Genomic DNA, 22,568 nt, shown 5'->3' on the forward strand with positions numbered 1-22,568 from the left:
CCCCGTTACTTGTTAAATCTTCCAGTCGTAATCCACGGTAAGTGGTGCGTGGTCTGAGAATTTCTCCTCCTTGTACACCGCAGTTTTCTTGGCTGTAACCGCAATACCGGGGGTAGTGATGTGATAGTCAATACGCCAGCCAACATTCTTGGCATAGGCTTGGCCTCGATTACTCCACCAGGTGTAGCAAGTTTCTGTTGCCTCTGGTTCAAGGTGTCGATAGACGTCCACGTAACCTACTTTGCTAAAGAGGTTGGTAAGCCACGCACGCTCTTCAGGTAAGAAGCCAGAATTTTTGAGATTCCCTTTCCAGTTCTTCAGGTCAATTTCTTGATGGGCAATGTTGACATCGCCGCATAGGACGATTTCGCGACCGGATTTTTTGAGAGAGACGAGATGTGGCAGAAAGCTGTCGAGGTAGCGATATTTAGCCTCTTGGCGCTCGGGAGAGCTTGAGCCGGAGGGCATGTAGACCGAAATAACAGAGAGCCCCTTAAAGCGTGCCTCTACATAGCGGCCCTCTGCATCAAACTCTTCATTGCCATAGCCGTACAAGACCTCATCTGGCTTATGAGGCGTATAAATACCGCAACCGCTGTAGCCCTTTTTCTCCGCATGGTGGAAGTAGCCATGCATGCCGTCAGGATTCAGAATGGCGTCCTCTAGATCATTGCGTTGAGCCTTGAGCTCCTGCATACAAATGAAATCAGCTTTTTGCTTCACAGCCCATGGCAGAAAGCCTTTTTTGACTGCGGAACGGATACCGTTGAGGTTCGCGGAAATGATGCGTAACATGTAGGCCTATGAGCTCAAATAATTCAAATCAAGATAACTTTATTCGTTTTGCCTTAGAGGCAAAGGTTTTGTCCTTCGGGGAGTTTAAAACCAAAGCGGGAAGACTCTCACCTTATTTCTTTAATGCTGGTGAATTTAATGATGGAGCTCGTCTAAGCGCTTTGGGTCGTTATTACGCCAAAGCTTTGCAAGAATCGGGTATTCAGTTCGATATGCTTTATGGACCGGCATATAAGGGAATCACACTTGCAGCGGCAACAGCCATTGCACTGGCAGATGACTGTATTAACGTTCCATATGCTTACAATCGCAAAGAAGCTAAGGATCATGGTGAAGGTGGCATGCTGGTTGGTGCGCCAGTAAAGGGCAGGGTTGTCATCATTGATGATGTGATTTCTGCTGGCACTTCAGTTAAGGAATCCGTAGATCTTATTCGCAAAGCGGGAGGAGAGCCTGCAGCGGTATTGATCGCTTTGGATCGTATGGAGCGCTCAGGTAATGCTGTTGAAATTGGAGACAAGTCTGCAGTGCAGGCCGTAGAACAAGAGTTTGGTTTGCCAGTTGTCACGATTGCTAACTTAGCTGGCTTAATGTCTTTCCTAACCTCTTCTAGCGATGCTCAGCTCACTCATTACTTGCCCGCTGTTAAAGCCTACCGCGATCAATATGGAATCTAAAAGCAGCTACTTTTAGATTGTTGTTTCACCTTCAAAGACAGTAATGGCGGGCCCGGTCATGATGACGGGCTGAGCAACACCATCAATGACCCCGCCCCAAGCAATCTGCAAATCTCCACCGCGCGTATGTACTTTTACTGGCGAGTCTAGCAAGCCTCTGCGAATCCCTGAAATCACTGCTGCGCAAGCACCGGTACCACAGGCTAGCGTCTCTCCAGTACCACGTTCAAAGACACGCAATTTGATTTCATTGCGATTAAGCGCCTGCAGGTAACCCACATTTACTTTTTTAGGAAACGCAGCAAACTTTTCAATTTCAGGACCCTCTTCTAAGACGGGCGCACTTTCGATATCACCAACTACTTGGACGGCATGTGGATTGCCCATTGAGAGGACGCCCACCAAACTATCGTGAGTAGCGGGGTAATTCAAAGGAAGCGCATAGAGAGTTTCTTGAAATTCTTGAACGCTTGCCAAACCAGTCGCATTAAATGGAATATGACTGTGCTCAAAAATTGGTGCACCCATATCCACTTCCACCTGGCCATCCGGATGGGACTTGAGAGTGAGAACTGTGTGCGCCACTTCCACGCGCAAAGGATTCTTATTGGACAAGCGCTGGTCTTGCACAAATCGTACAAAGCAGCGCGAGCCATTACCGCATTGTTCAACTTCACCGCCATCCGAATTAAAAATGCGGTACCGAAAATCAGCATCAGGGCGTGTGGCTTTTTCAACCAGGAGAATTTGATCGGCACCAATGCCAAATTGACGATGGGCTAAGGCCTGCCATTGATCCTTGGTAATGCCGCTTAAGTCTTGGTCGATACCATTGAGCACAATGAAATCATTGCCAGCACCATGCATTTTGGTGAAGCGAAGCTTGCGTACTGGATTGTTGGTATTGGTGCTCAAAATAATTCCGTTTAATCGTAAAGACTGGGTTCGCCTTCAGGCCTGTGTTTAAAACGCTTATGAACCCAATAGTACTCTGCTGGTCTTTCTCGAACAAGCTCCTCGATATATTGATTTAGGCGAGCAGTATCTTTTTCGACATCATCGCTAGGAAAGTTTGGCAATGGCTCACTAATATGGCAGGTATAGCCTTTACGGTCTTTGTTTAGGGTAGTTGTCATCAAACATACTTCAGCACCGCTCAGCCTTGCAAGGCGGGATACGGAAGTAATGGTGTTGGTTTGGATGCCAAAGAAGGGGACAAAGACAGAGTCACGTGGACCCAAGTCAATATCAGGGGCAATGAAAATAAAGTTACCCGTTTGAATTTCGCGAATCAGGTCACGTAAGCGGCTCTGTCGCTCAATGGACTTACCGCCAAAACGATTTCTCCACTCAATCATTTTTTGATTGAAGAAAGGATTCTTCATGTTTTGATAAAGGCCAGCACCACGGGGCCAGTCGTGTTGATTGGCCAATACTGAAAGCGCAATAAAGCCGCCTTCCAGCCCAACGAAGTGTGGATTAATCAGTAGGCGTGGCTTGCGATCTCCCAAAGTAATCGCTGATTCAATGGTAACGATATCGGTAATTTGTTTGCCACTACCCAGCCAGATGCGACTCCTCTCTAATACGCTGCGGCCAAATAATTTCCAATGCTCAATCGCCAGATCATCGAGCTCTTTTTCACTGAGATTGGGAAAGCACAAATGTAAATTGGTTTTTACTACATGGGTGCGGCTGTTTGGAATATGGGCGGCAAGCCAGCCCAGGCTATAGCCCACATGGACGGTGATCGTATAAGGCAGGAAAGCAAAGAGGCGCAAAAGACTGAGCGCCAAGAAGTTGAAGAGGTTTTGTAACCAGGTCATTACAAAATTTTATAACTAATTGCTTGGGGCAATTCTGCGCCGGCGGGGTGCTTGTAACGATTGTATGACCAAATAAATTGTTCTGGAGCAACCAATATGGCAGCCTCAATTGCTGTATTTAATTCTTTAACGGCAATATTGGGGTCATCTGAAAAAGAATCTAAACGTTTAGCGTCAATAACCCAGCCCCCACCCAAAATACCTCGTTTTGCTGTAAACATAACTGCTGGAGTGTTGTGTCGGTTTGCAAGACGAATTGGTAATGTAGTTGTGTAAGCGGGGCGCCCAAAAAAATTAGCCCAAATGCCATCGCCCCCGCTTGGGACTTGATCTGGAAGGATGGCGATTACCTCTCCTTTGGAAAGGGCTCGCGTCATTTGTCTAACGCCGTTTAGGTTAGTTTGTACAAAATGCATATTTGGGTAGGCGCGACCCTCTTCTACCACCTCGTTCAGCCATTCCTGTCGAGAAGGCCGATACATAATTGTTGCGGGGTAATGATTTGCAAGATAACGAGGAATAATTTCATAGCCACCCAAATGCGGGCAGAGAATAATCATTCCCTTGCCTTCGGACATGGCATCTTGAACAACATCCCAGTTATGAACTGTGGTGATCTCCAAAGCTTTTTTGGGGTTGCGCCAAATCCATAGACTGTCTGAAAACAACATTCCAGAAGCTCTAACTGCGGCCCATAACCTAAATGGTATGCCTCGAACTGTCAATGCAGCTTCATATTGTGGGCGAAAGAGTGAGCGGTATTTTTTTGAGCCTATATAAGCCAGAATGCCTAAAAATGCCCCAATAAGCTGCACTACCGCAAGGGGTAGCATGGCAATCATATTAAGACAGAGCTTTAGAAGGGTTTTTCTCACCCCCCAATGATATTCAAAGCTGCTACAGGAGTGTGGAAATTGCTTAGTCTTGGCCAATTAAGCATTTTTCGGATAGAATTCTAACATCGCTGAGTTAAGGCAACTTGCAGGGCGATTCATAAATTCTGCTAAAGCGTCGCCGTTGTGGTTCCTGGCACGTCGAGTTGTCCCAAGATCGTGTTAATTATTAAAGGAATATGCAATGGCAAATGATTACTTCTTTACCTCAGAATCTGTTTCTGAAGGCCACCCCGATAAAGTAGCAGACCAAATATCTGATTCGATTCTCGATGCCATCTTGGCTCAAGATCCTACTGCACGTGTAGCAGCAGAAACTTTGTGCAACACTGGCTTAGTCGTTTTGGCTGGTGAAATTACTACTAACGCTAACGTTGACTACATCCAAGTTGCGCGTAATACCTTACGTGAAATTGGGTACGACAACACTGACTACGGTATCGACTACAAAGGTTGTGCAGTATTGGTCGCTTACGACAAGCAGAGCCCTGATATCGCTCAAGGTGTTGATAAAGCCCATGATGACGGCTTGGATCAAGGAGCTGGTGACCAAGGCCTCATGTTTGGTTACGCTTGTGATGAAACCGCAGAGCTCATGCCTTTGCCAATTCACTTGTCACACCGCTTGGTTGAGCGTCAGTCACAGTTGCGTCGCGATGGCCGTTTGAACTGGTTGCGTCCTGACGCGAAGTCACAAGTGACCTTGCGTTATGTCGATGGCAAGCCTGACTCTATCGACACAGTTGTGTTGTCTACTCAACACGATGAAGAAATTTCCCTCGAAAAATTGCGTGAAGCAGTGATCGAAGAAATCATCAAACCAGTATTGCCTAAGCATTTGATCAAAGGCGCTATTAATTTCTTGGTAAACCCAACCGGTCGTTTTGTAATCGGCGGGCCACAGGGCGATTGTGGTTTAACTGGTCGCAAAATTATTGTTGATACCTACGGCGGTGCAGCTCCTCACGGCGGCGGCGCTTTCTCTGGTAAAGATCCATCTAAGGTTGACCGTTCTGCTGCATACGCTGGACGTTATGTTGCGAAGAACGTGGTTGCTGCTGGTTTGGCAAGCAAGTGCTTGATTCAGATCTCCTATGCGATTGGCGTTGCTAAACCAACCTCAGTCATGGTGAGCACTTTTGGTACTGGCAAGATTTCGGATGAGAAGATTGCTCAATTGGTATCTGAGCACTTTGACTTGCGTCCAAAAGGTATTGTGAAGATGCTGAACCTCTTGCGCCCAATTTATAAAAAGACTGCTGCTTACGGCCACTTTGGTCGTGAAGAGCCAGAATTTACTTGGGAGCAAACAGACAAAGCAGCTGCATTACGTGCCGCAGCAGGTCAGTAAGTAGGAAATACGCAGTTTGTAGGTGTATTGAGGCGAAATATGCCGTAATTGTTTACAATTACGGCATACCTTCAAGGAGCGTTGCAAGGAATGCTGAGACCCAGTACTTCCCCAGGCTTGAAGGGAGTGGGCTCTAAGGTAATCCTCGGAGTTTGCTAATTGCAACCGCGCTCGCTAACCCATGATTCAATGGCTAGCGAGTTTCTACTCCAGCATTGGATCGTATTTAGCTGGAGCATTAATGAATACCGTTTCTGATTTAAATAACTTTGTAGCAACTCGTTGCGCAATCGCTGATATCTCTTTGGCTGACTTTGGTCGCAAAGAAATCGCTATTGCTGAAACTGAAATGCCTGGTCTGATCGCCATTCGTGATGAATTTGCTGCACAACAGCCATTGCGTGGCGCACGCATTACTGGTTCATTACACATGACCATTCAAACTGCAGTCTTGATCGAGACGCTTGAGGCACTCGGTGCTGAAGTTCAATGGGCATCTTGCAATATTTTCTCCACACAAGACCACGCTGCTGCTGCAATCGCTGCTAATGGCACACCAGTATTTGCTATTAAAGGCGAAACACTTGAGCAGTACTGGGACTTTACCCACCGTATTTTTGAGTGGGCTGATGGCGGCTATACCAATATGATTTTGGATGATGGCGGCGACGCAACTTTATTATTGCACCTTGGCGCACGTGCTGAAAAAGATCAAGCTTGCTTGAACAATCCAACGAGCGAAGAAGAAACTATTTTGTTTGCTGCCATTAAGAATAAATTGGCGCAAGATCCAACTTGGTATTCAACTCGTTTAGAAAAAGTTAAAGGTGTTACAGAAGAAACCACCACTGGGGTACATCGCCTGTATCAAATGTTTGCTAAGGGCGAGTTAAAGTTCCCAGCTATCAACGTCAATGACTCAGTTACTAAGAGTAAATTCGATAACCTTTATGGTTGCCGCGAATCTTTGGTAGATGCAATTAAGCGTGCTACGGACGTAATGGTAGCCGGTAAGGTTGCAGTAGTTTGTGGTTACGGCGATGTGGGTAAAGGCTCAGCTCAAGCATTACGTGCCTTGTCAGCTCAAGTTTGGGTGACTGAAGTAGACCCAATCTGCGCATTGCAAGCTGCGATGGAAGGCTACCGTGTTGTGACGATGGATTACGCTGCTGATAAAGCGGACATCTTTGTTTCTGCAACAGGTAACTACCATGTGATTACACATGACCACATGGCTAAGATGAAGAATCAAGCCATCGTTTGTAATATCGGGCACTTTGATAATGAGATCGATGTTGCTGGAATTGAGAAATACAAGTGGGAAGAAATCAAACCACAAGTTGATCACGTGATTTTCCCGGCCGCCAATGGCAAGCCTGAAAAGCGCATCATTATTTTGGCTAAAGGTCGTTTGGTGAACCTGGGTTGCGGCACAGGGCATCCTTCGTATGTCATGAGCTCTTCATTTGCAAACCAGGTGATTGCACAAATTGAATTGTGGAATGCAGTAGGTACAGATAAATACCCAATCGGTGTTTATACATTGCCTAAGCATTTGGATGAGAAGGTTGCACGTCTACAGCTCAAGACTCTCAATGCCGAGTTAACTGTCCTGTCTGATCAGCAAGCTTCTTACATTGGCGTAACGAAGCAAGGTCCATACAAGGCTGACCACTACCGTTATTAATCCAGTCACATAGAAACCTAGGCCCAAAATCATGGAATTAAGCGTCGAATTCTTTCCTCCAAAAACACCTGAAGGTGAGAGTAAGTTGCATCTGGTGCGCGAGCGTTTCAGTGAAACACTCAAGCCTGCGTTTTATTCCGTGACCTTTGGTGCCGGTGGCTCTACTCAGTCCGGTACTTTAAAAGTGGTGAGCGACATTCATGCTGCCGGTGCAGCAGTTGCTCCTCACTTGTCTTGTGTGGGCAGCTCACGTGAAAGCGTGCGCGAGATGCTCAAGCAATATCAAGCTTTAGGTGTGAAGCGCATTGTGGCTTTGCGCGGTGACTTGCCATCTGGCATGGGTCAGTATGGCGAGTTTCATCATGCTAATGAGTTGGTTGAATTTATTCGCTCAGAAACGGGCGATTGGTTTCATATCGATGTAGCCGCTTATCCAGAAACGCACCCACAAGCGAAGTCGCCTGCTAGTGATATCGATTTCTTTGTGCAAAAGATGAAGGCGGGTGCAAACTCTGCCGTCACGCAGTATTTTTACAACAGCGATGCATACTTCCGCTTCGTAGACGAGGCTTATGAATTGGGCGTTACGCAGCCAATCATTGCCGGCATTATGCCGATTACCAATAGCAGCCAATTATTGCGATTCTCTGATGCCTGTGGCGCAGAAATCCCACGCTGGATTCGTTTACGCCTTCAATCCTACGGTGATGATATTGCCTCTATTCGTGCATTTGGCGAAGAAGTGGTGACAGACTTGTGCGATCAGTTGTTAACTGCTGGCGCACCTGGCATTCATTTCTACTCGCTAAATCAGGCCGATGCGGTTTTAGCGATTGCAGACAATTTGGATTTAACGAAGTAAATCAACTTAGTAAGCCAGACTCCGTCAACAGCATATCCAAGGGCTCGTCATGTGTTTGAGCGGCCCATTGAGAATCCTCTAATTTTTGCCAATCAAATCCAATCCCCAAGCAAATGAGACTTGGATTGTCTTTTCGTAGCTGCGCCAGAGTTCGATCAAAATACCCGCCGCCATAGCCTAGTCGCCAATAGTGTGCTTTACCGCTCACAACAGAGCTAGACCAGCCAACACAGGGAATTAGGATGCAGTCAGGAATGAGTTGTAGCCTGGCAGTGTTTTCTAGACTAGGCTCAGGAACGCCGTGAGCGCTTGGAATTAATACATCCCCCTCCTGCCACTCAAAAAAATCAAGATGCTTATCCGAGCGCGCATAGGGCAGTGCTAAGCGGCGCTGAGGGGCATTCTTCATCCAGCTTAATAAAGTTGGGCGTAAATCAATTTCATCTTGAATGGGCCAATAAAGGGCGATTGAGCGAATAGATTTGCCTTCATTGGCTAAAAAATGATTGAGGCCTGCAATTAGGTCTGCTTTTGCAGAAGCGTAGCTATTCCCGGCAGTAAATTCTTTGCGTTGTTTTAATAAATCTTGGCGAAGAGTTTTTGGTGAATTACCGTGCATATCGAACATTATCAGGCGAAAATTAAAGAATATAGTAATCAAGTTCTGCAAGGCCTCTAGCCTTGCAAATAGAGATAGGGTTGGATCGGAAGAATGAAGTTTGTAATAGTAAACAGCAAATACCTTGAGTGGGCCAAAATTCTGGTTTTGGGCCTAGTACTAGGTGCGTCCAATTCCTATGCAGAAAAGCTGAAGAAGCCAAGCCTGCCCAAGTCTTATGAAAGCAAGGCTGCTCCAGCTGAAATTACCGATACAGATCGGATGTTTATCGATTTGCGCGAAGCTGCAAAAAAGAATGATGTTTTTCGTACCCAGCAACTTTCATCCAATTTAGTTAATTATCCATTTGATGACTATGTGGCCTACTTCCGGATCAAGCCACAGTTATTTGATAGCGCCGGTAGCGCGCGCAATGACTATGGTGCAGATGCTCAAGTAGTCGCATTTTTAAATCAATACCAAGGCACTGCATTGGCTGACCGTATGCGCAATGATTGGTTATTGGTTTTGGGGAAGCGGAGGGATTGGGCACGTTTTGACGCTGAGTATGCCAAGTTTGTATTGGATGACGATACACAAGTGAAGTGCTATTCCTTGCTATCAAAATTATCTCAAGGCGAAAACCCAACTAAATTAGCCATTGATTCACGAGCAGTGTTATTGGATCCAAGTTATTTTGGACAAGCATGCCAAGAGTTGGTTCCATCATTGGTTGCTGCGGGCGGCATGGCTCCAAGTGAAGCCAAGGCTATTGGGCGTGCGGCCAGCGAGAAAGGCTACGACACCATGGCGCGACGTATTGGTGGTGAAGACCCAATTGCGGATATTGTTAAAGTAGCAAAGGCTGATCCAGCAAAGGCCTATCGTGACTTTTCTCAAAACGCTTCACGCTATAGCAAAGAAAACCAAGCGGTTGCTTGGGGCGTGATTGGACAATTTTTAGCCAAGAAATTAGACCCCAATGCGGACGATGCGTATCGCTTACAGCAAGAGCTGGGCTTTAACGAACTCCTTTCAGTCGAGTCACAAGAATGGAAAGTGCGCGCAGGCTTGCGTGCCAAAGATTGGGTCCTGGTTAAAAATGCAATTGATGGTATGAACCCGGCGGTTCGCTCTAAGGACCCCGCGTGGACCTATTGGTATGGCCGCGCATTGAAGGCCGAAGGCCAAGATGTAAAGGCCAAAGACAGTTTTGAAATGATTGCTGATCAATATAACTTTTATGGTCAGCTTGCGCGTGAAGAATTAGGCAAATCTAATAATGCGCCTCCTAAAACGAAGGTGACTGAGCAGGAGATTGATGCGATGGCTAGCCGCAAGGGCTTTATTCGTGGTGAGCGCTTGTATGCTATGAATCTTCGCTTTGAAGGTAATCGCGAGTGGAACTGGGAATTGCGTAATATGACTGACAAGCAGTTGCTTGCAGCTGCTGAGTATGCAAAGCGAATCAATTTATATGACCGCGTCGTTAACACTGCCGATCGTACCAAGCAAGAGCACGACTTTAGCTTGCGCTACCCAACTCCTTATAAAGAAGAGCTATCTCCGATTGCGCGTCAAATAGACCTCAATCTTGCTTGGGCTTACGGCTTAATTCGTCAAGAGTCACGCTTCATTATGAATGCCGCCTCTTCTGTGGGTGCTTCTGGATTAATGCAAGTGATGCCGAATACTGCAAAGTACGTGGCTAAGAAAATTGGAATGGCCAATTACACCAATGACAAATTGAGCGATACGAATACCAATTTAACTTTAGGTAGTAATTATTTAAATATGGTTTTGATCGATTTAGATGGGTCTTGGGTTTTGGCTTCCGCGGCCTATAACGCAGGCCCTTCGCGCTCAAAGGCTTGGCGGGAAAAATTATCTGGCCCTACAGAGGGCGCTATTTTTGCAGAAACTATTCCGTTTACTGAGACACGTGTGTATGTGAAGAATGTGCTCTCTAATGCAAATTACTATTCATCGGTGATGAATGGTCAGCCACAATCTTTAAAACAGCGCCTAGGTGTCATTACACCGAAGGCTGCTACTCAATCTGAACTTCCTTAAACCACCAATGAATACTGCACTAAACAAAGAAAGCTTCCTATGAAATATGACATTCTTCTAATCGGTGGCAATGGATTTGTGGGGCGAGTCATTGCTGCGCAACTTCAACTAGCAGGTTATTCCGTATTGGTTCCAACAGGCCATTTAGGCGCTGCACGTGAATTACGCATGTTGCCCAAGGTACATGTCGAAGAGGCTGATGTTCATGAGTTTGATGAGCTGCAGAGCCTTTGTGAGCGCATTAAGCAAAATGGTGCCGTGATCAATTTGGTCGGAGTGCTGCACGATAAGCCTGCTCAGCCTTATGGAAAGGTATTTAAAGCTGCGCATGTAGAGCTGCCTAAAAACATTATTACGGCAATGCAGCTCCATGGCTTAAAGCGCTATTTACATATGAGCGCATTGGGTGCCGACTCTCATGGCCCATCAATGTATCAGCGCAGCAAAGGTGATGGCGAGGCTGCAGTCAAGGCCAGCAATTTAGATTGGACTATCTTTAGGCCTTCAGTCATTTTTGGTGCGCAGGATCAATTCATTAATTTGTTTTCTAAGTTGACTAAGTTGTTTCCTGCTATGCCTTTAGCAAATTCCCAGGCGCAGTTTCAGCCGGTGAGCGTAGATGATGTTGCGGGTGCATTTGTTAAATCCTTATCGATGCCTCAAACAATTCGTCAGTCCTATGACTTGGTTGGCCCAACGGTTTACACCATGAAAGAGATTGTTGAGTTTGCTGCACGTAAGGCTAAAACCTCGTGCCTCATCATTCCTGTGCCTGCTTTTGTAGGCTATCTACAGGCATTGGCATTTGAATTCTTGCCCGGTCCTACATTGATGTCTCGTGACAATATTGCCTCTATGCAAGTACCCAATACTTTGCCAGTGAATAGTGTTGATGCCTTGCCGGAAGTATTCAAAATGAGTCGTCGTAGCCTAGAGGGTATGCAGTAATGAAAATCTACGCAGTAGGCGGAGCCATTAGGGACACCCTCATGGGTTTGCCTGTGCACGACATTGATTATGTTGTGGTGGGCTCCAGCGTAGAAGAGATGGTTGCTAAGGACTTTCGTCCTATCGGCAAAGATTTTCCAGTGTTTTTGCATCCAGAGACGCAGGCTGAATATGCACTGGCGCGCACTGAGCGCAAGACTGGTAAAGGCTACAAAGGCTTTAACTTTTATGCCGACCCTTCTGTCACTCTGGAGCAAGACTTAGAGCGTCGTGATTTAACAATCAATGCAATGGCGCAAGAAGTGGGCGCTGATGGAAAGCAATTCGGCACCATTATTGATCCTTATAACGGCCAAGAAGATTTGGCTGCCAAAGTATTTCGTCATGTGTCAGATGCATTTGCAGAAGATCCATTGCGCCTCTTGCGCATTGCTCGCTTTGCTGCGCGCTTTCCTGAATTTAGTGTTGCTCCTGAAACGCTCAATGCTCTTAAGGCCATTGCTCAATCAGGCGAATTAAATGCCCTATCGGCAGAACGCATTTGGCAGGAATTAGCCAGAGGCTTAATTGCTTCTAAGCCGATGCGCCTGTTTCAGGTTTTATTGGATGCCGGTGCTGCCAGAACGATATTGGCGCCTTCATTGACCACCCAACTGTCTGAAGAGTCGTTTCGTGAAGAGCTCAACGCGTATTTTTCCTTAGCTGGAAATAGTATTGAAGAGCGCTGCGCAATTACGCTAATGAATTTACCTGCAAATGAAATTCGTTCATGGGCTGAATGTGTACGCATGCCAATTGATGTGCGAGATTTCAGTGAAATATTTAGCGATCTTAGGGTCTTGATAAGCAAGTATCCCAATGCTTCTTATCAGGTGGTTGACGTTTTGAATTGGTTCAACCGTGCAGATGTTTGGCGTAAGCCAGATCGAGCACAAGCACTTTTGAATCTTGCGGATAAATTAGGAATGCCTGTTTCCCCTCTGATTAATGCAATGCGTACTACTCAAACTATCAATACAGCCGAAATTATTGCTGGCGTAGCTGCGGAAGATCGATCCAACGGCGAGCGGATTGGCAGCGCATTTGAGTCTGCCAGGTTGTCTGCAATTACTATGGCTCTAGCTTCTTAAAACAAGCGTCTACAGCCTATTTCTGCCGCGTAAGCCTGGCAAATCTTCGATCACATATCCCGGCAGCAAACTTTCTAATTTCTTTGAAAATGCAAAAGCTTTAAAGAGTTCACCCATCTCGGCCTCGGACAACAGTTTTTGTAAAGAGTTAGAAATCGGTAGAAAAGTTTCTGGATCACTTGGGTCGCCAATTTCTAAAGCAATGTCACCAATACCTGCATCTAGTAGATAGGCGGCCTGGTTGGTAAGATACACATCATCTACATTTTGAGCCAACGCGCTACGAGCAATTTGGGACCACTCAACGTGCGATGTTAAGTCGCAAAGACCAGGCAGATGAAATGGATCTTGAATTGCATGGTGGCGATGGTGGGCCATTAAGGTGCCTTCAAGTCTTTGCGGGTGGTAGTACTCACTCTCAGGAAAACCATAGTCAAACGTGAGGAACAGGCCGGCATCTAAATGTTTAGCAACTTGTTGCATCCAGGCGTTTGCTGGCGTGTGTAGTTCGGTGACATAGCCTTCTGAGAAATTACCGCTGAGAAGGCTTTCAGGAAGTCGTGGTTGTTCGACTGGTGCACCCACTTTCCAAACGAGCTTGTCGTTTTCAAATGCAACACCGTACCAATACCAAAATCCATTTTGATAAATGATGGCATCACAAGGAATGGCATCAATCACTTCGTTGGCCAGAATGATGCCTTTGAAATTCTCAGGTAACCCCGTTAACCAATTGCATGGGGTCTTAAGATCGAGTTGTTCAACAGTATTTCTAATTCTTTCTTGTTGTCGCTGCGCTAAGTCTGGCGAAATTTCGATAATGTCGTAACGATCCAAATGAAAGCCAAGGTCATTCAGGCGGGTAAGTATTGAAGTAGCAAGCTTGCCTGTTCCAGCACCAAACTCCAAGATTTGAGTGGGCAGACCTTTTTCCTTTAGCCCCTCAAGTACCGGTAGGAGAGTTGAGCAAATGGCTGCGCCAAAGAGAGGGCTTAATTCAGGGGCAGTAGTGAAATCGCCGCCGGCACCTAGTTTATGAGCGCCAGCGCTGTAATAGCCCATCCTGGGCTCATATAAAGCCATCTCCATATAGCGAGAGAATGGCAGCCAGCCGCCCTTTAAGGCGATTTGAGAGGCTATTTTGGCCTTTAGAAGCGCACTATGCTCCGTTTCAAGGCTGGTCAAGGTAATATCCATAGCTCGCTAGTCTAAGAGAATTTAATTGAACCCTAGTTCAACGCCCCCATCCCAGCAAGGAAAAGCAGTTTTAGTGACTGGCGCCGCCAAGCGCCTGGGTCGAGAAATTGCCTTGCAGTTTGCCCGTCAGGGCTGCGATGTTGCCGTTCATTATGGGCGATCTGAGCAAGAGGCCCAAGAAACCATCAGAGAAATCGAAATGATGGGTGTGAAAGCCCAGGCTTTTCAGGCGGACTTGGCTGATGAGGCTGCCACTAAAGATCTTTTCTTGGCAGTCAGCAAGACATTTCCCAATTTGTCCTGCTTAGTGAATAGCGCATCTATCTTTGAATATGACCGCGCAAACTCTAATACCCCCTTGAGTGGAAAAAGTTTGCAAGACCATATACAGGTCAATTTAACCGCTCCAATTTTGCTATCTCAACTGATGTTTGAGTTTCAAAAAAGTAAGCCAAATACATCCGATGCGATCTTAGCAGTGATTCCAGTAGTGATTCAATTACTAGATCAAAAGTTGATTAACCCTAATCCAGATTATTTGTCTTATACATTGTCTAAAGCGGCGTTACTTTCTTCGGTTGAACTATTGGCAATGGATTTTGCGCCTCATCTAAGAGTGGTTGGATTGGCGCCCGGAATCTCTTTGCCATCAGGTGATCAAACAATGGATGGTTTTTCTAAGGCTCATCAAATGACGCCGCTAGGTAGATCCTCATCGCCTGCAGATATTGCAAAGGCAGCCGTATTTTTGGCGGACTCTAGTGCCATCACCGGAACCACCTTATATGTGGACGGTGGGCAACATTTATTGCCATCATCACGTGATGTGATGTTCAAAACTAATTAAGTATTTTTAAAAAAGCAAATATATATGCACGCCATTCTTTCTCACCCCGCCCTTCTTGACTGTCGCCGTTTATTTCTTCGCGACTATGAGATCTATATCAATATTGGCGTTCATGACTTTGAGAAAAAAGCAGAGCAGCGCGTCATCCTCAATGTGGACTTATATATTCCCCTTGAAATGAATACACCAACGAATGATCAGTTGGATGAAGTAGTGGATTACGACTTCATGCGGGAAACCATTAAGGCTCGAGCCTCCCAGGGGCATATTCATTTGCAGGAAACCTTCTGCGACGACATTTTGACGGCAATGTTGCTCCACCCAAAGGTATTGGCTGCGCGTGTAAGTACGGCTAAGCCAGATGTCTATCCAGATTGCCACTCGGTAGGCGTTGAAGTATTTCGTATCAAGACTTCTTAAATAGAATTTAGAAAAGAACTCTTATGGGCGATATTCGTAAAGTTGTCTTCGAAGAAAACAAGCTAGAGAAAAAACTCTGCCGCTTGGTAGGTCAAGCTATTGGTGACTTTGGCATGATCGAAGAGGGCGATAAGGTCATGGTATGTGTTTCGGGTGGCAAAGATAGTTACGCCATGCTCGATATTCTGATGAAGCTGCATGAGCGAGCACCAATCAATTTTGAAATTATTGCGGTGAACTTGGATCAGAAGCAGCCTAATTTCCCGGCTGAAATTTTACCCAATTATTTAAAAAGTTTAGGTGTTCAGTATCACATCGAAGAGCAAGATACCTATAGCATTGTGAAGCGTGTGATTCCTGAGGGTAAAACCACTTGTGGATTGTGCTCACGCTTGCGCCGAGGTATTTTGTATCGTGTTGCAGATGAGTTAGGCGCAACGAAGATTGCTTTAGGCCATCACCGCGATGACATTCTAGAAACCTTGATGCTCAATATGTTTTATGCGGGCAAGCTAAAAGGCATGCCACCCAAGTTGCGCTCAGATGATGACAAGCATATAGTGATTCGCCCCTTGGCATATGTCCCTGAGAAACTGCTTGAACGTTATGCGGCAGATATGAACTTCCCGATTATTCCGTGTGATTTGTGTGGAAGTCAGCCCAATTTGCAGCGTCAGGCCATGAAAGAAATGCTGCGCGATTGGGAAAAGAAGTATCCGGGCCGGGTGGAGAACTTATTCCGCTCGATGCATCACATCGTCCCATCCCATTTGATGGATGGCGAAGCCTTTGATTTCAAAAACTTGGAGATTTCCACCGAGTTGGCAGGGATTGCCGCTAAATCTTCTGGCGACAGGGCAATAGATGAGGCTGAATTGGATGAATTAGCCTGTGGAACCATGATTCAGGCGACTTATAATCCCTCTCTATGAATATCGTCATTTTGGCTGCTGGGCAAGGAAAGCGGATGAAGTCTGCTCTACCCAAGGTCCTGCAAACTTTGGCAGGCAAGCCCCTACTGCAACACGTTCTCAATACCGCTCTTTCACTAGAAGATAAGAAGGCTAAGTCTGGCCCCGTTGTAGTGGTTGGTCATGGTGCAGCAGATGTAAAAACATTCTTGCTCAACACAAGCAAGGAAGATCCAAGCTTTGGCAAAGTAAGCACTGCGCTGCAAGCGGAACAAAAAGGAACAGGCCATGCGCTATTGCAAGCCTTACCTAAATTAGATGTTCAAGAGCCAACCTTAGTTTTATATGGTGATGTGCCGCTGACTACAAAAAAGACGCTGGCTAAATTAGCAAAGTTAGCTGATGGCGTCAGAGGACAAGACTCTGCATTAGCTTTACTGACACAGAACCTCAGCAACCCTACTGGCTATGGCCGCATCGTGCGCGATGCTGACGGCTCTGTAAAAGAGATTGTTGAAGAGAAAGATGCAACGCCAACGCAAAAATCGATTCAAGAAATTAATACCGGCATCATGGTATTGCCAACGAACTCATTGAAGAAATGGCTTAAGTCTTTACGTGCCAGCAATGCACAAGGCGAGTACTACTTGACTGATGTGATTGCCATGGCTGTTAAAGACGGCGTGCCGATTCGCACAACGCAAGCTGATGATGAGTTCGAGACGATTGGTGTCAATAGTCGTGATCAACTCGCTGCACTAGAGCGTGTGCACCAACTTAATATTGCCAATCAATTAATGGATGCAGGTGTATCCCTTGCTGATCCTGTGCGTATTGATGTACGTGGCACCTTAGAGTGCGGCACTGATGTGTCTATTGATGTGGGGTGCGTATTCGAAGGTTGTGTCACATTAGATGCGGGCACAAAGATTGGGCCATATTGCGTCATTCGCAATAGCGTGATTGGTAAAGGCGTTTCTATTCATGCATATAGCCATGTGGACGGCGCAAAAGTGGGTAATCAATCATTAATTGGCCCTTATGCTCGTTTGCGTCCTGGCGCAGATTTATCAAACGATGTGCATATTGGTAATTTCGTAGAAGTGAAGAACAGCAAAATTGCTGCTAATAGCAAAGCAAATCATTTGGCTTATGTTGGCGACTCTATTGTTGGCTCACGAGTCAATATTGGTGCCGGCACCATTACTTGCAACTTCGATGGCGTTAACAAACACCAGACCATTATTGAAGATGACGTTTTCATTGGTTCGGATACTCAATTGGTTGCACCAGTGCGCGTTGGTCGTGGTGCCACATTGGGGGCTGGTACAACTCTGACTAAAGATGCGCCTGCCAATCAGCTCACAGTATCCAGAGCGAAACAAATTTCCTTGCAGTGGCAGCGCCCTGTCAAGCAAGAAAAGAAACCAGTCAAAAAAGTTGCTGCCAAGAAAGCAAGCCCTAAAAAAGTAACCGTAAAGACAGCTGTGAAGAAGGCCGTCAAGAAGACGATTAAGAAAACTGCAAAGGGTAAAAAATAATGTGCGGTATTGTTGGCGCGGCCTCCCAAAAAAATATTGTTGATGTTTTGGTTGAGGGCTTGCGTCGCTTAGAGTATCGCGGCTATGACTCTTGTGGCTTTGCTCTGATTAATGGCGATGATGCTAAGCACCCAATCGAGCGTGCCCGCACCACTGCACGTGTTTCTGAGTTGGCCGAGCAAGGCAAAGATTTCTTTGGCACCTTGGGCATTGCGCATACACGTTGGGCTACTCACGGCAAGCCAGATACCCAAAATGCCCATCCTCATATTTCCAATGATTTGGTCGCTGTTGTTCATAACGGCATTATTGAGAATTATGAAGTTCTGCGTTCAGATTTAAAAGCCGCTGGATATGTATTTACTTCTGAAACAGATACTGAAGTTATCGCCCATTTAATTCACCAGCAATATGTGGCTAGTGGTCAAAAAGATATTGCGGCATCGGTAAGAGCGGCGCTTCCTAAATTACATGGCGCATACGCTATTGGCGTTATCTCTCAAGATAACCCGAGTACTTTAGTGGGCGCTCGTGTTGGTTCTCCTCTAGTGGTTGCCATTGGCGATCATGAGCACTTTTTGGCTTCTGATGCTTTGGCATTGGCAGGACGCGCTCATTCCATGATGTATTTGGAAGAGGGTGATGTTGCTGTTCTCAAGGCTGATTCCGTTGATATAGTTGATCAAGCTGGTAAGGTCGCTCAAAGAAATCTGAAGCCTATGCCAGCACAAGCTGACTCAGTTGATCTCGGCCCTTATCAGCATTACATGCAAAAAGAAATTTTTGAGCAGCCCAGGGCAATTGGCGACACGCTTGCTAATATCGCCGACTTTGGTCCTGAGCTATTTGAAGCAAAGCCAGAAGATTGGAAAGCTTTTGAGCAGATTTTAATATTGGCATGCGGCACAAGTTATTACTCCGCATGTGTTGCTAAATATTGGCTAGAAGATATTGCTGGTATTCCAACTCAAGTAGAAATTGCGAGTGAGTATCGCTACCGCACCACTGTACCCAATCCAAAAACACTCATTGTGGTGGTTTCACAATCTGGTGAGACGGCAGATACTTTGGCAGCATTACGTCATGCCAAGGGTTTAGGTCACCGGTTCACATTAGCAATTTGTAACGTAGCCAGTAGCGCAATGGTTCGTGAAACCGATTGGCATTTCTTGACTAAGGCTGGCGCTGAAATTGGAGTGGCTTCAACAAAGGCATTTACTACGCAGCTTTTAGCGCTCTATCTCTTAGCGGTTTCGATTGCTAAGCGCGATGGCAAAATTTCTCCTGAAAAAGAAAAAGAGTTACTTCGTGACTTACGTCACCTACCGAAAGCGCTTCATGCAGTACTAGCGCTTGAGCCACAAATCATTGCCTGGAGTGATGCTTTTTCTAAGTGTGAAAATGCCCTATTCCTTGGTCGTGGAATGCACTACCCAATTGCACTTGAAGGCGCATTAAAACTCAAAGAGATTTCTTATATTCATGCTGAAGCTTATCCAGCAGGTGAGTTAAAGCATGGTCCGCTTGCTCTAGTTACAGACAAGATGCCGGTTGTTACCGTTGCGCCAAATGACGTCTTATTGGAGAAGCTTAAATCCAATATGCAAGAAGTCAAAGCACGCGGTGGCAAGTTATATGTTTTTGCTGATCAAGATACCCATATCTCTAGCAGCGACGGCATCAATGTCATCAAGCTGCCTGAGCACTATGGCAACCTCTCACCTATCCTTCATGTAGTACCTCTTCAACTGTTGGCTTATCACACAGCCTGTGCGCGTGGTACAGACGTTGATAAGCCCAGAAATCTGGCAAAGAGCGTTACGGTCGAATAATTTTTCGCCTGTTTGACATTCATCTAAAGGTATGAAAAAAATTCAGCAGATAAATCAGGGCTTTACGAAGCCCTGATTGCATTTCTGTGTTCAAATAACTCTTGTAAAAGAGGATATTTGTTGCAACCCATGTTTCTATCGATGCCCCGTCTTTCAGGTTTGAAATTGCTTCCGCTAATTTGTGCGCTAGCTCTCTCTGCATGCGCAGTCGGCCCAGACTTCAAGCAACCTAAAGCACCTAAGACCTCTTCCTATACAGAAACCCCTGTCGCCAAGAAACTCACTACTGCGCCTGGAGTGCCAGGTGGCACCGATCAAGAGTTTGTTGAGGGCGCAGATATAGAAGCGCAGTGGTGGGAACTTTATAAATCTCCTGAGCTTGATGCGCTGATTAAAAAAGCGCTTGAGCAAAATCCAAATTTAGGTGCAGCTGATGCAGCATTGCGTGCTGCCCAAGAAAATGCCAATGCACAGATTGGTGGCCAATATTTTCCAGCAATTGGTGTTGGTGCAAACGCCATAAGACAGAAGCAGCCATCTGCCGTCTACGGCATGAATTATGGGACTGATACCTATAACTTGTACAACGCTACAGTCAACGTAACATATAAGTTGGATGTTTTTGGTGGAGCTCGGAGAGCAGTTGAGGGTGCGCGCGCACAAGCAGAGGTTGCGCAGTTTCAATTAGAGGGTGCTTATCTTTCACTAACAGCTAATGTAGTGACGAGCGCTGTTAAAGAGGCCGCACTGCGAGCGCAGATGCAAGCTACAGAAGAAATCCTAAAAGCTCAAACGAATCTTGCCGAAGTAACTGAGAAGCAGTTAGTCATTGGTACAGTTTCTAAGGTAGACGTCACATCCCAGCGAACCTTGGTATCGAACTCTCAAGTGGATCTTTTTAATTACGAACGAAATCTGGCATTTGCGCGCAATCAATTAGCAGTGCTAGTAGGTGAGATTCCCAGCAATGCCAATATTGCCAAGTTTGATTTGGCCAATTTGCATTTGCCAGAGAAGCTACCTCTATCGGTACCTTCCAGCCTAGTACGGCAACGTCCTGATGTGCGGGCGGCTGAAGCCCAGTTAAAAGCTCAAAATGCTTTCGTAGGTGTAGCAACGGCGAACTTATTGCCGCAATTTAATATCACGGGATCTATTGGTGCTGCCGCACTGACATCCAATGGACTGTTTGGTCCGAACTCTGCGTTATGGACTTTGGGTGGAGGCATCTTGCAGCCATTGTTTCAGGGTGGTCAGCTTTTGGCACAGCGTCGTGGTGCGATTGCTAATTATGAGCAAGCTGCTTTTCAATACCAAGCAACTGTCTTAAATGCATTCCAAGAAGTAGCCAATGCATTGCGCGCATTAGAGACTGGTGCGCAAGCACTCAAGGCAGCATCGGACGCAGAGCGTTATGCCTACGAAACTCTGGATTTAGTGCAGCAACAGTACAAACTCGGTACAGCCAGTTATTTAGCAGTGCTCTATTACCAAAATCAGTATCAGCAAGCAAAAGTGAAATCAGTTGCAGCACAAGCAACCCGCTTCTCAGATACCGCAGCTTTATTTGCAGCATTAGGTGGTGGCTGGTGGAATCGTGAGGGCCCTGCTTTTAAACCAAAAGACATAGCGAACAAAGATCAAAATGAAACTTCTGGAACAAATTAAGAACAAGCTCATTGCTTTGGTTCTTGCCTTGTGGGCATGGATGCAACGTAAAGCAATTAAATGGAAATTGCGTGAGAGAGCAATTGCTCTTTGGGAAAAGACCAAAGCCTTTTGGGCGCGCATGGGTCAGAAATGGCGCGGTACCAAGGCCCATGAAAAGCTCATGGCAATGGAGCCCTTGCAGCGCCGTATGACCATCATGCTTTGCGGTGTATTTTTATTATTGGGATTGATCTTCGCTTTCAATCAGCTCAAGACTTTCATGATTAAGCATTTCATCGCGGGCATGGGATTGCCTCCTGCAACGGTATCCACCATGGTGATTGCAAATACAGAATGGCAGCCTAAGTTAACTAGCGTTGGTAATGTGCGTGCATTTAGGGGTGTTGAGCTCAGCACGGAGATTGGCGGTTTAGTACAGACTGTGCCTATTAAGTCAGGTCAAGACGTTAAAGAAGGCGAACTCCTCATTAAATTAAATGATGCATCTGATGTAGCCCAGTTGAACTCTTTAAAGGCAGTGGCCGATCTAGCTAAAGTCATTAATGAGCGTGATAGACAGCAGTTAGCAATTCAGGCAATTAGTAAGAATGTATTTGATACGAGCGCTGCTGATTCCAAATCAAAACAAGCGCAGGTTGAGCAGCAAACTGCTTTAGTGGCCAAGAAAAATCTCAAAGCGCCATTTAGTGGCCGGGTAGGTATTGTTTCTATCAATCCAGGACAGTATGTAAATCCTGGCGATAAGCTGCTAACGTTACAAACCTTAGATCCTATTTTTGTAGATTTCAACTTACCGCAAAACAATGCTGAACTCATTCAGGTTGGGCAGGAGGTTGTTGTGACCACAGATGCATTTAAGGATGCGAGTTTTACAGGCAAGATTACTGCTGTTAGTCCAAAGGTTGATACCAATACCCGCAATATTCAGGTTGAGGCGCAACTCGCTAATCCGGATAAGAAAATTCTGCCGGGCATGTTTGCTAATGTGAATATCAAGCTGGGTGATCAAGTGAAATACCTGACCCTACCTCAGACGGCAGTTACTTATAACCCGTATGGTTCGACCATCTTTATTGCTAAACCTACTGGCAAGAAAGATAAGCAAGGCAATCCAGCCCTTGAGGCACAACAGGTATTTGTAACGACTGGATTAACTCGTGGTGATCAAGTGGCCATTTTGAAGGGTGTTGATGAAGGCGCAACGGTGGTTACTAGCGGTCAGCTGAAGCTCAAGAATGGCACACCACTAATTATTAATAACAAGGTGCAGCCAGCTAACTCACCTGATCCAAAGCCGCAGGAATAAATA

The 22,568-nt window shown here is 46.0% G+C and carries 20 protein-coding genes and 1 riboswitch; of the genes, 14 read left to right on the plus strand and 6 right to left on the minus strand.

Going from position 1 to position 22,568, the window contains the following annotated elements; all coding sequences use genetic code 11:
* Positions 1 to 12: 12 nt before the first annotated feature.
* Positions 13 to 795 carry an exodeoxyribonuclease III gene (locus ICE89_RS08825; RefSeq protein WP_216265621.1) on the minus strand — a complete coding sequence of 261 codons (783 nt, stop codon included), beginning with the start codon at positions 793 to 795 and terminating at the stop codon, positions 13 to 15.
* An 8-nt stretch (positions 796 to 803) separates the two neighbouring features.
* Here ICE89_RS08825 and pyrE point away from each other — a divergent pair, with 8 nt between their 5' ends.
* A complete protein-coding gene (pyrE, locus tag ICE89_RS08830; RefSeq protein ID WP_216265622.1) occupies positions 804 to 1,472 on the plus strand; it encodes an orotate phosphoribosyltransferase in 669 nt (222 codons plus the stop codon).
* Between the two features lie 12 nt (positions 1,473 to 1,484).
* Here pyrE and dapF read toward each other — a convergent pair whose 3' ends face one another.
* The 3 genes from dapF to ICE89_RS08845 are packed head-to-tail and all read right to left on the minus strand — an operon-like array spanning position 1,485 to position 4,140.
* Positions 1,485 to 2,339: a diaminopimelate epimerase gene (gene dapF, locus ICE89_RS08835; RefSeq protein WP_216265826.1), complete on the minus strand. Its 855-nt coding sequence runs from the start codon at positions 2,337 to 2,339 to the stop codon at positions 1,485 to 1,487.
* A gap of 59 nt (positions 2,340 to 2,398) precedes the next feature.
* The gene (locus ICE89_RS08840) at positions 2,399 to 3,298 is read right to left on the minus strand and encodes a lipid A biosynthesis acyltransferase (RefSeq protein WP_216265623.1); all 900 of its coding nucleotides are present in this window, start codon (positions 3,296 to 3,298) and stop codon (positions 2,399 to 2,401) included.
* A complete protein-coding gene (locus ICE89_RS08845) occupies positions 3,298 to 4,140 on the minus strand; it encodes a lipid A biosynthesis acyltransferase (RefSeq protein ID WP_216265624.1) in 843 nt (280 codons plus the stop codon). Before ICE89_RS08845 ends, ICE89_RS08840 begins: the two co-directional genes overlap by 1 nt.
* Before the next feature lie 235 nt (positions 4,141 to 4,375).
* On the opposite strand from ICE89_RS08845, the gene metK reads away from it, so the two are divergent.
* The 3 genes from metK (at position 4,376) to metF (ending at position 8,091) form a co-directional block, all read left to right on the plus strand.
* Positions 4,376 to 5,542: a methionine adenosyltransferase gene (gene metK / locus ICE89_RS08850; RefSeq protein ID WP_216265625.1), complete on the plus strand. Its 1,167-nt coding sequence runs from the start codon at positions 4,376 to 4,378 to the stop codon at positions 5,540 to 5,542.
* Positions 5,543 to 5,609: 67 nt separating this feature from the next.
* A riboswitch (S-adenosyl-L-homocysteine riboswitch) is annotated at positions 5,610 to 5,722 on the plus strand.
* Positions 5,723 to 5,783: 61 nt separating this feature from the next.
* Entirely contained in the window at positions 5,784 to 7,229 is a 1,446-nt protein-coding gene (gene ahcY, locus ICE89_RS08855; protein ID WP_216262953.1) for an adenosylhomocysteinase, read from the plus strand.
* Between the two features lie 31 nt (positions 7,230 to 7,260).
* Entirely contained in the window at positions 7,261 to 8,091 is an 831-nt protein-coding gene (metF, locus tag ICE89_RS08860) for a methylenetetrahydrofolate reductase [NAD(P)H] (protein ID WP_216265626.1), read from the plus strand.
* 1 nt (position 8,092) lies between these two features.
* On the opposite strand, the gene ICE89_RS08865 is transcribed toward metF, so the two are convergent.
* Positions 8,093 to 8,710, minus strand: a complete 618-nt coding sequence (locus ICE89_RS08865) for a 5-formyltetrahydrofolate cyclo-ligase (protein ID WP_255558784.1) — start codon at positions 8,708 to 8,710, stop codon at positions 8,093 to 8,095.
* Positions 8,711 to 8,803: 93 nt separating this feature from the next.
* Between ICE89_RS08865 and ICE89_RS08870 the strand changes: the two genes are divergently transcribed.
* Genes ICE89_RS08870 through ICE89_RS08880 form a run of 3 tightly spaced genes read left to right on the plus strand, consistent with a single transcriptional unit; the run spans position 8,804 to position 12,840 of the window.
* On the plus strand, positions 8,804 to 10,762 hold the full coding sequence (locus ICE89_RS08870) for a lytic transglycosylase domain-containing protein (protein ID WP_216265628.1): 1,959 nt from the start codon (positions 8,804 to 8,806) through the stop codon (positions 10,760 to 10,762).
* Between the two features lie 39 nt (positions 10,763 to 10,801).
* On the plus strand, positions 10,802 to 11,710 hold the full coding sequence (locus ICE89_RS08875) for a complex I NDUFA9 subunit family protein (protein ID WP_216265629.1): 909 nt from the start codon (positions 10,802 to 10,804) through the stop codon (positions 11,708 to 11,710).
* A complete protein-coding gene (locus ICE89_RS08880) occupies positions 11,710 to 12,840 on the plus strand; it encodes a polynucleotide adenylyltransferase (RefSeq protein ID WP_216265630.1) in 1,131 nt (376 codons plus the stop codon). Before ICE89_RS08875 ends, ICE89_RS08880 begins: the two co-directional genes overlap by 1 nt.
* 9 nt (positions 12,841 to 12,849) lie before the next feature.
* Here the strand turns inward: ICE89_RS08880 and ICE89_RS08885 are convergent, their stop codons facing one another.
* Positions 12,850 to 14,037: a class I SAM-dependent methyltransferase gene (locus ICE89_RS08885; protein ID WP_216265631.1), complete on the minus strand. Its 1,188-nt coding sequence runs from the start codon at positions 14,035 to 14,037 to the stop codon at positions 12,850 to 12,852.
* A gap of 25 nt (positions 14,038 to 14,062) precedes the next feature.
* Here ICE89_RS08885 and ICE89_RS08890 point away from each other — a divergent pair, with 25 nt between their 5' ends.
* The 7 genes from ICE89_RS08890 to ICE89_RS08920 all read left to right on the plus strand — a co-directional run bounded on the left by ICE89_RS08890 (position 14,063) and on the right by ICE89_RS08920 (position 22,565).
* Positions 14,063 to 14,884 carry an SDR family oxidoreductase gene (locus tag ICE89_RS08890; RefSeq protein ID WP_216265632.1) on the plus strand — a complete coding sequence of 274 codons (822 nt, stop codon included), beginning with the start codon at positions 14,063 to 14,065 and terminating at the stop codon, positions 14,882 to 14,884.
* Between the two features lie 24 nt (positions 14,885 to 14,908).
* Entirely contained in the window at positions 14,909 to 15,304 is a 396-nt protein-coding gene (locus tag ICE89_RS08895) for a dihydroneopterin aldolase (RefSeq protein WP_216265633.1), read from the plus strand.
* Between the two features lie 23 nt (positions 15,305 to 15,327).
* Positions 15,328 to 16,236, plus strand: coding sequence for a tRNA 2-thiocytidine(32) synthetase TtcA (ttcA, locus tag ICE89_RS08900; protein WP_216265634.1), 909 nt, complete (start codon positions 15,328 to 15,330; stop codon positions 16,234 to 16,236).
* Entirely contained in the window at positions 16,233 to 17,756 is a 1,524-nt protein-coding gene (gene glmU / locus ICE89_RS08905) for a bifunctional UDP-N-acetylglucosamine diphosphorylase/glucosamine-1-phosphate N-acetyltransferase GlmU (protein WP_216265635.1), read from the plus strand. The genes ttcA and glmU overlap by 4 nt, the downstream gene beginning before the upstream one ends.
* Entirely contained in the window at positions 17,756 to 19,588 is a 1,833-nt protein-coding gene (gene glmS / locus ICE89_RS08910) for a glutamine--fructose-6-phosphate transaminase (isomerizing) (protein ID WP_216262876.1), read from the plus strand. Before glmU ends, glmS begins: the two co-directional genes overlap by 1 nt.
* 129 nt (positions 19,589 to 19,717) lie before the next feature.
* Positions 19,718 to 21,256: an efflux transporter outer membrane subunit gene (locus tag ICE89_RS08915; protein ID WP_216262952.1), complete on the plus strand. Its 1,539-nt coding sequence runs from the start codon at positions 19,718 to 19,720 to the stop codon at positions 21,254 to 21,256.
* A 169-nt stretch (positions 21,257 to 21,425) separates the two neighbouring features.
* The gene (locus ICE89_RS08920) at positions 21,426 to 22,565 is read left to right on the plus strand and encodes an efflux RND transporter periplasmic adaptor subunit (RefSeq protein WP_216262951.1); all 1,140 of its coding nucleotides are present in this window, start codon (positions 21,426 to 21,428) and stop codon (positions 22,563 to 22,565) included.
* Positions 22,566 to 22,568 lie beyond the last annotated feature (3 nt).

Origin of the sequence: Polynucleobacter sp. AP-Kaivos-20-H2, from assembly GCF_018882215.1 — a bacterium.
Classification (GTDB): Bacteria; Pseudomonadota; Gammaproteobacteria; order Burkholderiales; family Burkholderiaceae; genus Polynucleobacter.

Excerpts from the sequence above, each read along its gene's own strand:
- ICE89_RS08825 (WP_216265621.1), bottom strand. The coding sequence starts at position 795 with ATGTTACGCATCATTTCCGCGAACCTCAACGGTATCCGTTCCGCAGTC.
- pyrE (WP_216265622.1), top strand. The coding sequence starts at position 804 with ATGAGCTCAAATAATTCAAATCAAGATAACTTTATTCGTTTTGCCTTA.
- ICE89_RS08915 (WP_216262952.1), top strand. The coding sequence starts at position 19,718 with ATGTTTCTATCGATGCCCCGTCTTTCAGGTTTGAAATTGCTTCCGCTA.
- ICE89_RS08865 (WP_255558784.1), bottom strand. The coding sequence starts at position 8,710 with ATGCACGGTAATTCACCAAAAACTCTTCGCCAAGATTTATTAAAACAA.
- ICE89_RS08895 (WP_216265633.1), top strand. The coding sequence starts at position 14,909 with ATGCACGCCATTCTTTCTCACCCCGCCCTTCTTGACTGTCGCCGTTTA.
- ICE89_RS08875 (WP_216265629.1), top strand. The coding sequence starts at position 10,802 with ATGAAATATGACATTCTTCTAATCGGTGGCAATGGATTTGTGGGGCGA.
- ICE89_RS08920 (WP_216262951.1), top strand. The coding sequence starts at position 21,426 with ATGGAGCCCTTGCAGCGCCGTATGACCATCATGCTTTGCGGTGTATTT.
- ICE89_RS08840 (WP_216265623.1), bottom strand. The coding sequence starts at position 3,298 with ATGACCTGGTTACAAAACCTCTTCAACTTCTTGGCGCTCAGTCTTTTG.
- ICE89_RS08880 (WP_216265630.1), top strand. The coding sequence starts at position 11,710 with ATGAAAATCTACGCAGTAGGCGGAGCCATTAGGGACACCCTCATGGGT.
- ahcY (WP_216262953.1), top strand. The coding sequence starts at position 5,784 with ATGAATACCGTTTCTGATTTAAATAACTTTGTAGCAACTCGTTGCGCA.
- glmS (WP_216262876.1), top strand. The coding sequence starts at position 17,756 with ATGTGCGGTATTGTTGGCGCGGCCTCCCAAAAAAATATTGTTGATGTT.
- metF (WP_216265626.1), top strand. The coding sequence starts at position 7,261 with ATGGAATTAAGCGTCGAATTCTTTCCTCCAAAAACACCTGAAGGTGAG.
- glmU (WP_216265635.1), top strand. The coding sequence starts at position 16,233 with ATGAATATCGTCATTTTGGCTGCTGGGCAAGGAAAGCGGATGAAGTCT.
- metK (WP_216265625.1), top strand. The coding sequence starts at position 4,376 with ATGGCAAATGATTACTTCTTTACCTCAGAATCTGTTTCTGAAGGCCAC.
- ttcA (WP_216265634.1), top strand. The coding sequence starts at position 15,328 with ATGGGCGATATTCGTAAAGTTGTCTTCGAAGAAAACAAGCTAGAGAAA.
- ICE89_RS08845 (WP_216265624.1), bottom strand. The coding sequence starts at position 4,140 with ATGATTGCCATGCTACCCCTTGCGGTAGTGCAGCTTATTGGGGCATTT.
- ICE89_RS08870 (WP_216265628.1), top strand. The coding sequence starts at position 8,804 with ATGAAGTTTGTAATAGTAAACAGCAAATACCTTGAGTGGGCCAAAATT.
- ICE89_RS08885 (WP_216265631.1), bottom strand. The coding sequence starts at position 14,037 with ATGGATATTACCTTGACCAGCCTTGAAACGGAGCATAGTGCGCTTCTA.
- dapF (WP_216265826.1), bottom strand. The coding sequence starts at position 2,339 with ATGCATGGTGCTGGCAATGATTTCATTGTGCTCAATGGTATCGACCAA.